The following is a 12716-nucleotide window of genomic DNA, read 5'->3' on the forward strand; positions in this document are numbered from 1 at the left end:
GACCGGTAGTAACAAGTGGTAAGCAGCAAATCGGCAGTCTTGTTGTGCCTTTAGAGAACCGAACGAATAGCCCGCAAACTTTTGTTGTTGATCTCGCTTATGACGCTAACAAATCATGGAGCCATACTCGCTCATCGAGCACTTCTGTTGGATTTAAAATTGGTACCACTACGGGCTTTTCGGTGTCATCTGAAGGTAGTGTAGGATTTCCTGGGATCGCTGGTGCTAGTGTGACAAGAACAATGAGTTTTTCATTTACAGCAGAAACTAGCATGGACAATACAGCAAGTTGGTCTGACGTGGTAGGAGGTTCAGAAAGCACAAGAGTGACAGTTCAAGGCCGACCAGTTTTAGAACCAATAAGTTCTGGTTTGGCCGTGTTAGAGCTCTATACGGCGGACATGACTTTTCCATATAGGGCTAATGTCGACATGTCTTACGAGTTAGAGTTTGATGGCCCGATTCGTCCTTTTACCAACCCTATGCTTAGTGCAGAATCACACCGTCGGCATTTACAGCATAGTTTCTTGATTGGTCGCATGGATAAACATCGGGAGAAAAGCCTGGACTATTTGTATGACCACCGTGACATTCCAGGAATTAACACGCTTTGGGATTGGAATAAGATGAGCCGTATGTATGGCCAAGAGACCTTGCTCAACCGACTTGGTAAAGTCGAGCAACCTAAGCACAGTATGATCAAAGGTGTAATAATCTATGAAGAATCGTTTGCAGGCAAAATTGAGTTGAGGGATCAGAAGCCATTATCCGGTAATACACGTGCGATGAGTGCAATGTCGCGTTCCGCGGTATCATCAGCACCTGCCGATTATTCGGAAACGGAACGTGCGATTGAGCAGCAGTTGGAATCGTACGGTTTTAACAACGTCCAAGCCACGGTGCGTTTAGCTGATGATGTTCCCGCTAACTAGATTACAATGATAATTTGTATAGTCCGCGATGAGGTTATCGGTAGTTGTTAACCTCATCGCTTCAACCAGTAATAAGGAAGATTTCAATGATGACGATTAGCCATGTTAACAGTTTTAATGCAATCGGGTTTTGTGTTCGTACCACTAATCAAGATGAAACGAGCCCGTCTAAGGCTAAAATCAGCAAATTATGGGAGAAGTTTTATACACAAGCGGCTCCTAAACTCACTGAATCTTCGAAAGTGTTCGGTGTATATACAAACTATGAATCGGATCATACGGGAGCGTTTGATGTTATTGCTTGCGCGGATACTTTATCGATGAGTATGTTGCCTGGCTCGGTAGATACACATATCGCTTCATCTAAATATCTTGTCTTTAATGCAGTGGGGCAGTTTCCTCAAGTTGTGTATCAATTATGGGCTGAAATTTGGGCTTATTTCAGTTCGCAAGGCTGCAGCCACGACAGAGCTTTTACCACAGACTTTGAATTTTATAAAAACGCTTCGGAAGTTGAAATTTATATCGCAATAAAATAATTACAAATTAAACAGTGAAGGATTATACACATTACTCGGCCATTTCCGATCACTACTTGCTGCTTCGCAACCGTTTTGACGTCTAATCGGCAGTAACTGCATTGGATAAGATAAAGAGATATTATTCAAATCGGAATTTTTACTGGTAAAGTACCACCAGTGACGTCATTCGGTGGACCAATCGAAGTGGCGTAATTCCGTCATTAGCTCAACGAAACGCCAGCAAACATGCTGGCGTTTTGTTACTTGGATGTAACGCGCCGATGTGGCCGTCACTGGGGCTGGTGGATGCCATGCGTGTTTCGGACGATGTCGAGCGTTCGCCACAGCGCTTTGAACAAATCGCTAAAGAGACTTTTTATCGCAGTTGGCAGCACCGCAAGTTATGGCAAATTGATCCTGATTGCGCAACACTGACGTCGCTTGCGAATCAATCGACCGATCGCATCAGCTATGAATTTCATCGCAATGTATTGCTTGCGTGTGGTGGCTTATTGCTTTCAGGTGATCCACTCCCAGAATTGACCTCTTTTGCTAAGCAGAGCCTAAATAAGTTAATGATTAGGCGCAAACACAACCAAGATGCGGCTAAGCCAACTTCATTGGCTCTCAATCACCTATTTTTAAAGTTAACAGAACGCAATGATCTGCACTGCTTATTCAATTACCAAGGTGAGGCGTGTGACTATACCTTAACAGCGAGCCAGCCAGTGGATTGGTATGACTACTGGACAGGAGATAAGCTTTCGCCAGAGCCAGTCAAAGTATTTGAAGTCTCCTTGGCAAGTGGCTTAACCAGCCGAGCAGTGATTACCTCTTGTTAGTGGAGTGCCCTTGTTAACAGAGTGCTCTTGTTAAGAGTGCTCAGGTTAACTGAATGATTCGGGGTAGCGGAATGCTGCGCTAAATTAGCCATAATTTCTTAACCACAAGCCATGACAAATTCTGAAAATCAGGTAAAGTATCGGCCTTTGTGAGCAATCTCGCCTATCACCTTCGATAGGCCATCAAATAGCATTAAAATAGGAAGAAAGATGATTTTCGTTGTCGGTCATAAAAACCCAGATAGTGATAGCATTTGTGGTGCATTAGTTGCTGCTGAATTACTTAAAGCACGTGGTTTAGAAGCAACGCCTGTTCGTCAGGGTGAAATTAACCGTGAAACTCAACACATTCTTGCAACAGCCGGTGTTGATCAACCTGAACTTCGCACTAGCGTCGCGGGCGAAAAAGTATGGCTTGTGGACTATACCGATCTTGCGCAAGCACCTGATGACATCAACCAAGCGGAAATTCTCGGTATTGTTGACCATCATCGCCTAGGCGACGTAATGACAGTGAATCCGCTAGAAGCGTGGATTTGGCCAGTCGGCTGTACCTGTACTATCTTGTTCAACCTATTCAAGATGGAAAATGCGCCAATCACACGTCCTTTAGCCATATTGATGATGTCTGCGATTTTGTCTGACACAGTCGGTTTTGCGTCTCCAACGTGCACACCAAAAGATAAAGAAGCTGTGCTGGCACTGGCTGAAATTGCTGAGGTTGAAGACCTTGATGCCTTTATTAAAGCGCTTTTGATTGCGAAAACAGACATTGAAGGTTTATCTGCCGCTCAACTTGTTGAGAAAGATTTGAAAGCTTATCCATTCAACGGCCGTGATGTGGTGGTTGGTCAAGTGGAATTGGCAACGCTTGAACAAGTTGATGGCATGATTGACGCCATTCAAGCAGACCTAGTTCGTCGCTGCGAAGAGGAAGGCCTTGCGTTTGCCGCCGTGATGTTGACCGACATTACCACCGCGCAGACCCGTCTTCTTTATACTGGTGAATGGGCTGAAAAACTGGCCAAACACGAACAAAATGGCATGTTGATGATGGAAAATACCTTAAGCCGTAAGAAACAAGGTTGGCCTTGGCTGCAAGCTGAATTGGCTTAATCCTTTTTATCATCTTATTGTTTAAGATTCTAAATTTAACGCCTGCAGTGCTACACTGTAGGCGTTTTTATATTCCCCAACTTTCGCATGGAGCCGGGCTATGGCAGACGCATTAACCACAGAACAGATAGAAACAATCAATCGCTATAATGAAGAAGAACGTTTTAAATACTGCATTAAAGCCATTGTTGCAAACCGTGAAGTTTGGATACTAAAAGATGAGCACGGTTGTGTCATGCTCAACACAGAAGAAGATGATTGTGTTCCTGTGTGGCCTAACCAAGAGTTTGCCAAGGCATGGGCAACAGGCGAGTGGCAAGCGTGTGAAGCGGAAGCGATCTCTTTGAACAAATGGCACAGCCGTTGGACTTCGGGCCTAGAAGAAGATGAACTGTCGGTGGTAGTGTTCCCCAATGAGAATGAAGAAGGCGTTGTGTTATTTCCCGACGAGTTCGATTTTGAATTGAAAAAGCAAGCCAGTAAAACTCGCTAACTCAAAGAGCTTCTGATAGAAGCTCTTTTTCTAGCTAAATTAGTAACAGTGCGGGAAAGATTTGCAATTAAATATCAGTAACTTATTACTTGCGTGATGTTGTGACCAATACCGTGGCTGCACTACATACGATAAGCACAATACCTAAGTTTTGAACCTCGCCAACTAGAGCTAATCCGCCACCAATCAATAAGTAATACAGAAGTCCAAATAGAGCACCAGCACTACCCGATTGTTGTTTATAGTCAACCAAAGCGACACTCAGCACATTTGGGATCGCAATACCAAAAGACATCACCACTAACATCATTGGTGCTAAAAACCAAATAGAGCCCTGCATGGCATAAACCCCGATAGCACCAATAGTTAACAGCATAGCGGATACCCATAAAAGAGAACGTTGCGACACTTGTTTCGAAAGTAGAGTTTTGTTTAAGTAACTGCCTAGTAACGTCCCAAGCCCTAATACAACCCCACTGTAACCAAATTGGGCAGAGCTAAAACCTAACGCTTCAAAAGTAAAAGCGCCAAGCTGGTAATAAGAGAACAGTGCAATGTTGTATAGCGCAACCAATAAAGCCGAAAACCAGATGTGCGAATCTTTCAACATTCGAAGACTTAAGCTACCTAGTTGTAGAGACTGACTTTCTTTTTGAGTTTCAGGAAGCTTAATCAGGTTGTACAAAAATAGCATTATCGCCATAACAAATAGCGCCAAGAACACACAATGATGACCACCAATAGACGTTAGCTGACCACCTAGTAGCATTCCTAACACAGGGCTAATTGATATCCCCATTCCCATTAGGCTAAAGACCTTGCCTAACTCTTCGCCACTGAACGCATCGCGAAGCATGGTCTGTGTCACAACTGAACCAACAGCGATTCCCAATGCGCTAAATGCGCGTGCGACCATGATGATGCTAAAGCTTTCAGTTTGCATAGCCACCAAAGAAGCGCAGCCGTATATAAATAGGCCAATAATCATGGTTGGGCGTCTGCCAAATTTGTCTGCCAGTATTCCCCAAACAAGAACACCAATAGCAAAAGCTAAAAAATAAACGGACAGCGTTTGAGCTGCTTGGGCGTCGTTTACCGAAAATGATTGGGCAATAGAACCTAAAGCAGGGCTGTAAATGGTTTCCACGATTTGCGGAAACATCAACATGACAACCATCAGCCATAAAGAAGGTTTTGTATTCATCTTGTGTCCTCATCAATGAACTTGGCGCACAGTATAAATGAGGCTATTCTTTATCTATTAACAACATTAATACCAGAAACAACAAGATTCGGACAAATGGCGATTATTGATGAACAAACCCAATTCGATGCTGATAAATTAACAGCTTGCGTTGTAGGGATAGCAGCCGACATCGGTAAACACGACTCGGGAATGCATCAACATAAAAAAGGCCAACTTCTCTATGCGCCTCAAGGATGCATCAGCTTTGCTTTAGATAACTCAATCTGTATTTTACCACCGACAAAAGCAGTTTGGATTCCACCATACATCCAACATCGAGCGATGATGACGAACGTGGTAGCTTATCGATCGCTATACTTCGATTGTGCAGTTTTTGAATGTCCAAATAACATGATTATGATAGAAGTTGATGCTTTGCTAAAGGCACTCATTGATAAGATGGCATTGTGGGCATGGGATAAACCTGAAAATGAAATGCAAAAAACGACGGCTCTTTTTTGGGAGGAATTTTATGCGGCTAAACGTCATTCTTTCCAATTACCCTTACCGTTAGATCGTCGGTTTAAAAAATTCTGCCAACAAGTGATGCAAGAATCTTTTTTGGTGCCGCCTCTTACCACCATCGCACATTCTATAGGTGCAAGTACCAAAACGATCACAAGGCTATTCAAAGCAGAAACAGGAATGTCCTATCAAGACTGGAGGCAGCAATGGCGCTTGTTAAAGGCGATTGAGTTGCTGTCTAAAGAAATACAAGTTAGCGAGGTCTCTCATTTGCTAGGCTTTTCTTCTGATAGTGCGTTTATTGCTTTTTTTAAGAAACAAACAGGACAAACACCTCTCAGTTTTATGAAAAGCAGTAGAAGTAGATTGAATTAAACTAATCAAGTAGTCAGGTTATTGGTATTACGAAAAGACAAGCCAAATAGTGATTTACTGAAATGGGAACTCAATTTCCTCAAGAAGGTTTAGGGTAAAACTATTTTAGCAACCCGCATCTATCATCATAAATGAAATACTCTCAACACTAACGAAACTAATTCCCTCCCCTTTTAGGGGAGGGTTAGGGTGGGGTGCTTTTTAGTTACTGAACCCTGTACACCCCCTCCTAACCTCCCCCTAAAAGGGGGAGGAACAGTACAATATCGACGATATTGTCTTCTGATATTAAATACAGAGCGGCTATTTAAAGCTGGGCGCTTTGTTGAAGTGGCTCTCAATCATTCTTTGAGTGATGGGATGAGTTGGATTAGACAATACTTCTTGTGTGTCACCCGATTCGACTACTTCGCCTTCGTGCATCACCATAATTTTGTCTGTAATGTGTTTTACAATACCAAGGTGTTGAGATACATACACAAACGAGACACCCATCTCTTCTTGCAGTTCTAGAAACAAGTTAATCATCTGTGATCGCATTGCCATGTCTAACCCGTTTAATGCTTCATCAGCCACAATGATCGACGGTTGTAGAATCAGTGCTCGTGCCAAGCAAATCCGCTGTTTTTGCCCGGTGGCGAGCATTTGCGGGTAGAAGTAGGCGTGCTCTGGCAATAACCCAACGCGCAATAGCGTATCTTTCACGCGCTTCATGCGAGCTTCAGGTGGCATATTGGTGTTTCTTTTGAGCGGCCCTTCTAGAATACGACCAATTTGAATTCTTGGGTTCAGCGATGTGTTCGGATCTTGAAAAATCATTCGAATCAGCTTACAGCGCGTGGAGTAATCCTTGTGTTCCAATAACTCTCCATTAACGCGTATCTCGCCAGCAGAGGGTTCAACCATCCCTGCAAGCATTCGTGCCAATGTCGATTTACCAGAACCATTTTGGCCAATAAAACCAATGGTTTGTCCAGCTTCTAACGTAAAGCTGACCGGTTTGACCGCATGCTGAATTTTCTTGCGAAACAGACCTGAACGAGTAATGAAATCTTTAGTTAACCCGTTCACTTCTAATAATGATGCACTCATGACTGTTGCTCCATATTGAGAGGGAAATGACAGGCAAACTTATGATTTTTAATACGTTGTGGATACGGTATTTCAACGCATTGGCGCTGAGCATAGGGGCAGCGAGGCCCCAATCTGCAACCAATCGGTAAATGTTGCAAGGGTGGAATGGAACCCGGTAAGGATTGCAATTTTTCTTTATGCGGGATCCAATCACTAAAATCAGGCATCGCTTTCAGTAGTGCAGCCGTATAAGGGTGTTTGGGTTCACTCAATATTTTCTGGGTATCGGCTGACTCAACAGACTGACCGCAGTACATCACTGTAATACGGTTAGCCCATTGGGTAATGGTGGTTAAGTCGTGGCCAATCAATAGAATCGTGGTGTTATTGACCTGATTCATCCGGCTTAGCAGGCGCAATATCTGTGATTGGGTAATGGGGTCCAAATCGTTCGTTGGTTCATCAGCAATCAAAATTTTTGGTTTGGTTGCGATAGCCATCGCAATCATTACCTTTTGGCATTCACCATCAGTTAGCTCATAGGGGTAGCTACTCATGATGCGAGCGTGCTCTTTGATTCCTACTTTATGTAAAAGGGCAATGGCTTGTTTTTTACGCCATGTAAAACGCTGCCACCATTTGCCTTCAAATGTGCGTGATGGAATTGATTCAATCAGCTGTTTTCCCACTTCATCTGAAGGGTCTAAGCAGGTTGACGGTTCTTGAAAAATCATCGCGATGTCGCGGGCAATCACTCGCCGGCGTTCGCGCGGCGTCAGCTGAAGTAGATCAATGTTACCTAAGCGCATGCGGTCGGCGGTGATGGTCCAATTATCTTTGCATATTCCTACGATGGCTTTAGCCACCAAGCTTTTTCCTGATCCGGATTCTCCCACCAACCCGCGAATTTCGCCTTCGTTCATGGTTAAGCTCATGCGATCGACTGCTTTTACCATGCCTTGTGGCGTATCAATTTCGATGGTGAGATGGCGAATATCTAATAATGGCATTATTCCACCCCTGCATTCAGAGCTTGTCGTACACCTTCACCGACTAAGTTGATGATGATCACCGTAAACATAATCGCTAAACCGGGGAGAGTGACTGTCCACGGTGCGAGGTAAATCAGCTCAACTGAATCACCTAAGATGGTGCCCCATTCGGTGCTTGGTGCTTGAGCACCCAAACCAAGAAAGCCCAAAGCGGTGATGTCTAAGATGGCAATGGATAACGCGAGTGTTATTTCGTTGGCGATGACAGCAAGGACATTGGGTAAAATGGAGTTCCACAACAGATAAAAGTCATTGGCACCATCTAAACGTGCGGCGAGGATATAGTCTTTTTCTACTTCGTTGTGTACGGCAATATACACCGAACGAACAAAGCGAGGGATGAGTGCCAAACCAATCGCAAGCAAAATATTGAACTCGCCAAAACCGAGCAGTGCCACAAAAATAATGGCAAGCAGTAACGATGGAATCGACATGACCGTGTCGAGTAAGTGGTTCAATGTACTGGACAATAATCCTTTGGTCATGCCTGCCATAATGCCGATAAAACAGCCGATCACAGCCGCGATAGCGGTGATTAAAATAGCGGCAGCGAAGGTGTATTGGGTACCATCAATCAACCGTGACAAGATATCTCGGCCTAAATCGTCGGTACCTAAGAAAAATTCGACAGTACCCGCAGGATCCCAAGAAGGCGGTATTAATAGGTTGCTCGTTTGCAACTGCGGATCATGAGGGGCTATCCAAGGAGAGGTGAGGGTAATCAACACAATGAGTCCTAAGCACCACAAGCCAAACATCGCCAAACTGTTATTGCGATAGCTGCGCCAAAACCGCTCAAACTGAGTTGGAATATGCTCTTCCTGATAAATGTTATTTGTTAGCATACCATTCCTTTCTTACCAGCGGGTTAACCATAGCGCCAATCAAATCAGACAGAATGTTTGCTGTGAGAACGAGCGTACCAACTACGATCACGCCGGCTTGAATGGAGACATAATCTTGGTTAGATAAGGCATCGAGCAGCCAACGGCCAATTCCTGGCCAGTTGAAGATGGACTCAGTAATAATTGCCAACGTTAACATACTTGATAGCTGAACCCCGAATTTAGGAATAATCGGTGGAATTGCATTTCTCAGCACATGAGCAGTCACAATTTCGTAGTGACTTAAGCCCTTAATTCGAGCGGCGCGTATATAGTTTTGAGCCATCACATCGGCTACCGAAGAGCGCATCAGGCTTACCACTTGCGTCGTCGGTGCTAGAGCCAGCACCAAACAGGGCAAAATCATATGTTCAATAACACTTTGCAAAGCATGGGCACGGTAGGTGCCTTCAGCGAAAAAAGCATCGATTAACGCAAAACCAGTTACGTGTTCTACTTGATAGAGTAGATCATAACGCCCTGACACGGGAAGCCATTCATAGTGAAGAGAAAAGACCATGATCATCAGTAGAGCCACCCAAAATAGCGGGGCTGAATAGCCGGACATTGACGTGAAGGAGATGACGGTATCAATCCATTTACCTTGCTTCATTCCTGCGAGCGTACCAATAGGGAGACCAATTAACAAAGAGAGAGTAAATGCGATGAGGCATAACTCCAGCGTTGCTGGAAAGACCATCGCCAGTTCGTCCACAATCGGGACACCACTGTGATTGACGCCAAAATTGAGTTGCAGTAGTTGCCCTAAATAGGTTGACCAACCTGACCAGAAACCATGGTCCATTAGAGGCGACAGGGGATCTAAGCGCAACAGAGCAAACCCGACCATAGTCAAAATGAGTAACGTGATAATAAATAAGTTGAGTCTGCGTACCGTATATAAAAACACTATTCGACCCTCTCAACCGTATTGAATGGTTGTACATTAAATGGGCTGAGTTTAAAGCCCGTTAATGTTTTGCTGTACGCTTTAAATTGCATGCCGTGTGCCAATGGGATAACCGGGAACTCTTCGTTTAAAATATTTTGCGCTTGTTTGTATAAGTTAAGGCGATAGCGCGACTTGTCTACTTCCAAGGCCAAATCGAGTAGAAAATCGAAATCACTATTGCACCACATCGAGGCATTGAGCCCTGAGCGATCTGAATTACATGAGAGCAGTGGACGCAAAAAGTTATCTGGGTCTGCGGTATCGCCATTCCAGCCCGTTAAAATCAGATCAACGTTGGCGTGCTGGGTCAAATTTGAACGATCGAGGCGGTCTTCCGTGATGATATGCAATGTAATACCAATGTCGGCAAGGTTAGCGTTAATTAACTCGGCGGTTTTACGTGGGCTTGGATTATAGGCATGAGACTCTGCAGGAACAGACATCGTCAATTCCAAGTTGGCGTAATAGCCAGCCTCTTTAAGTAATGCGATCGCGTAGTTACGATCATAGCGAATTTGAATACTGTCCTTTTGATAGGCCCAAGAGGAGGGGGGAAGAATGTTATAAGCAATACTTCCTGTACCGTAATAGACCGAGTCCAAAATATTTTGGCGGTTGATCGCAAAATTAAGCGCTTTACGCACGCGAACATCACTGAGCGCAGGGTGAGAGGTATTCACAGCAATATAAGACACGTTCATCGCAGGCTTGGCATCAAGCTCTATTTCCGATTGCTGCTTGATAATAGGGATTTGGCTTGAAATAGGCGAGCTGAGCACATCGCATTCATGGCGTAGTAGTTTGGCGAGTGTCCCTGTGCCTCGGTTGGAGACATCAAATACGACTTGTTCCATCTTCGCCACGCCATTCCAATAAGCGCCATGACGACGGAGGCGGATAAGGTCATTCACTTTAAATTCGTCTAGATAAAATGGTCCGGATCCAACAGGATGGCTGTCGATCATGCTTTTTTCATCTTCAATCACTAATTGATTAGCATACTCATAGGAGAGTATGACAGCGTGACTGGTGGCGATATTGGATAAAAAGGAGTTGTCGGGACGGCTGAGGGTAAATTTAACCGTGAGTTCATCCAGAGCTTGAACATCGATCAGCAAGTTTTTGAAATCAATACCCGCAAACCATGGGTAGACGCCACTATTGACGTAATGAAATGGGTTGGTTGGGTCAATGATTCGGCGAAAGCTGAAGACCACATCATCGGCATTAAGAGCGCGAGTCGGTGTAAACCAAGCGGTTGATTGAAATTGAACGCCATCGTTTAGCTTGAATGTATACTCTGTACCCTGTGGATTCACTGTCCAACTCGTGGCCAGACTTGGTATCGGTTGTAAGGTTTCTGAATCCAATTGCAACAGCGTGTCGTAAATCTGTGGGCTGAGAGCTTCAGACGTAATGCCGCTCTCAACCAATTGTGGGTTAAAAGTGGTGGGATTGCCGTGACCACAATATACGAATCCGCTCTGGCGAATTTTACTATGGTCAATTTGTTCGCTACAGCCTATCAGTAGGCTAAAGCTGCATATTCCTAGTGCGAATCGTATCAATGTTTTCATAAAGAGAAATAACTGTGAGAAGTAAGGCAAACAAAGCTAATCATTATGCCTCAAAATCCTGATAATCTACCATTTTTTGTTGATCTAAACCTAGGGTTAATCATCATTGCTGCCGACGAGTTGATATTTTCTCACCATACCTCTCAATTGGTGGTAGCTCAAGCCGAGTAATTCTGCAGCTTGTCTTTGATTAAACTTACTGGCATTGAGCGCGGCACTCAGTAGTTGTCTGTCCTGATCCTCCTGCCACATTTTGTAATCCATCGGAAATTCAAAGCCAGTGGTGTAAGTATGGCGATCTGTGGAGAGATTGCCAGTAAGGTCATCTGGTTTGTGCCACTCATTAGCAAAAGGGTTAAAAACCAAGTTTTCAATCGGATGGGAGGCCGTTCCGTGTTGATAGACAGCACGCTCCACGACATTTTTAAGTTCACGCACATTTCCCGGCCACAAGTAGTGTTGAAGCTGATCTGCCGCTTCTGCACTAAACCCGACAAAGAGCGCTAAGTTCAGTTCACGGCACATCTTAATCGCGTAATACTCAGCAAGTGGCATAATATCTTCTTTTCGCTCTCTTAGCGGTGGAAGCTGGATCACATCAAAGGCCAGTCGGTCGAGTAAGTCAGCTCGAAACTTTCCAATTTCAGCTAATTGTGGAAGATTGGCGTTGGTTGCGCAGACGATACGGACATTCGCATTAAGCCGTTGACTACCGCCGACACGTTCGTAATGTCCATATTCAATCACTCGAAGTAGTTTCTCTTGTACAGCAAGCGGCGCGGTGGCGAGCTCGTCCAAAAAAAGAGTTCCACCTTCTGCCCGTTCAAATCGTCCTTGGTGACGTCCTTTGGCTCCGGTAAACGAGCCTGATTCATGGCCAAAGAGCTCAGAGTCAATTAACCCTTCACTCAAGGTTGAACAGTTTAACGAAACCAGTGGTTGGTCCCAACGTTTGGAAAGATAGTGTAAGCGCTGAGCGATTAACTCTTTGCCCGTTCCCCGCTCGCCAATAATTAATACCGGCCTATCAATCGGTGCAAGCTTAGAGACTTTATCCAGTACCGATAAAAATTGAGGCGCTTCACCCAGTAAGTTTTGTTGCATGTTCACTCTCCACACTGTGATTGAAAGGGTGGTTAAATTCACCAACTCTTGGCGAAAATCATCATAGCACAGTAATCTTATTC

At 44.4% G+C, this 12716-nt stretch carries 12 protein-coding genes and 1 pseudogene; 6 read left to right on the top strand and 7 right to left on the bottom strand.

Annotated elements, in window-relative coordinates; all coding sequences use genetic code 11:
* From B9J87_RS05295 to B9J87_RS05315, 5 genes and pseudogenes are all read left to right on the top strand, one after another.
* Positions 1–932: aerolysin family beta-barrel pore-forming toxin (locus tag B9J87_RS05295; protein ID WP_141201540.1), on the top strand; the 932-nt coding region annotated here is incomplete at its 5' end.
* Between the two features lie 89 nt (positions 933–1021).
* Positions 1022–1471 (top strand): GyrI-like domain-containing protein, encoded by a 450-nt coding sequence (locus B9J87_RS05300; protein WP_094149653.1) that lies wholly within the window; start codon positions 1022–1024, stop codon positions 1469–1471.
* A 242-nt stretch (positions 1472–1713) separates the two neighbouring features.
* A pseudogene (locus tag B9J87_RS05305) lies at positions 1714–2295 on the top strand (glycoside hydrolase family 36 protein); the annotation flags it as partial.
* Between the two features lie 210 nt (positions 2296–2505).
* Positions 2506–3411 carry a manganese-dependent inorganic pyrophosphatase gene (locus tag B9J87_RS05310; protein WP_094149649.1) on the top strand — a complete coding sequence of 302 codons (906 nt, stop codon included), beginning with the start codon at positions 2506–2508 and terminating at the stop codon, positions 3409–3411.
* 100 nt (positions 3412–3511) lie between these two features.
* A complete protein-coding gene (locus B9J87_RS05315; protein WP_010320150.1) occupies positions 3512–3904 on the top strand; it encodes a DUF2750 domain-containing protein in 393 nt (130 codons plus the stop codon).
* Between the two features lie 85 nt (positions 3905–3989).
* Here B9J87_RS05315 and B9J87_RS05320 read toward each other — a convergent pair whose 3' ends face one another.
* Positions 3990–5108, bottom strand: a complete 1119-nt coding sequence (locus B9J87_RS05320; RefSeq protein WP_094147621.1) for a multidrug effflux MFS transporter — start codon at positions 5106–5108, stop codon at positions 3990–3992.
* A gap of 96 nt (positions 5109–5204) precedes the next feature.
* Here B9J87_RS05320 and B9J87_RS05325 point away from each other — a divergent pair, with 96 nt between their 5' ends.
* Positions 5205–5990 carry an AraC family transcriptional regulator gene (locus tag B9J87_RS05325; protein ID WP_017043971.1) on the top strand — a complete coding sequence of 262 codons (786 nt, stop codon included), beginning with the start codon at positions 5205–5207 and terminating at the stop codon, positions 5988–5990.
* Between the two features lie 303 nt (positions 5991–6293).
* Here B9J87_RS05325 and B9J87_RS05330 read toward each other — a convergent pair whose 3' ends face one another.
* The 6 genes from B9J87_RS05330 to pspF all read right to left on the bottom strand — a co-directional run bounded on the left by B9J87_RS05330 (position 6294) and on the right by pspF (position 12633).
* Complete coding sequence (locus B9J87_RS05330) at positions 6294–7082, bottom strand: peptide ABC transporter ATP-binding protein (RefSeq protein WP_013857043.1); 789 nt, start codon at positions 7080–7082, stop codon at positions 6294–6296.
* Positions 7079–8074, bottom strand: a complete 996-nt coding sequence (locus tag B9J87_RS05335; protein ID WP_010320232.1) for a peptide ABC transporter ATP-binding protein — start codon at positions 8072–8074, stop codon at positions 7079–7081. Before B9J87_RS05335 ends, B9J87_RS05330 begins: the two co-directional genes overlap by 4 nt.
* Positions 8074–8961, bottom strand: coding sequence for an ABC transporter permease subunit (locus tag B9J87_RS05340; protein WP_013857042.1), 888 nt, complete (start codon positions 8959–8961; stop codon positions 8074–8076). Before B9J87_RS05340 ends, B9J87_RS05335 begins: the two co-directional genes overlap by 1 nt.
* A complete protein-coding gene (locus B9J87_RS05345) occupies positions 8948–9910 on the bottom strand; it encodes an ABC transporter permease (RefSeq protein WP_094144483.1) in 963 nt (320 codons plus the stop codon). Before B9J87_RS05345 ends, B9J87_RS05340 begins: the two co-directional genes overlap by 14 nt.
* A complete protein-coding gene (sapA, locus tag B9J87_RS05350) occupies positions 9910–11529 on the bottom strand; it encodes an ABC transporter substrate-binding protein SapA (RefSeq protein ID WP_094149655.1) in 1620 nt (539 codons plus the stop codon). The genes B9J87_RS05345 and sapA overlap by 1 nt, the downstream gene beginning before the upstream one ends.
* 96 nt (positions 11530–11625) lie before the next feature.
* Positions 11626–12633 carry a phage shock protein operon transcriptional activator gene (gene pspF / locus B9J87_RS05355; protein WP_026028021.1) on the bottom strand — a complete coding sequence of 336 codons (1008 nt, stop codon included), beginning with the start codon at positions 12631–12633 and terminating at the stop codon, positions 11626–11628.
* Positions 12634–12716 lie beyond the last annotated feature (83 nt).

It is taken from the genome of Vibrio sp. V19_P1S1T109, assembly GCF_002241375.1.
GTDB classification, from domain to species: domain Bacteria; phylum Pseudomonadota; class Gammaproteobacteria; order Enterobacterales; family Vibrionaceae; genus Vibrio; species Vibrio anguillarum.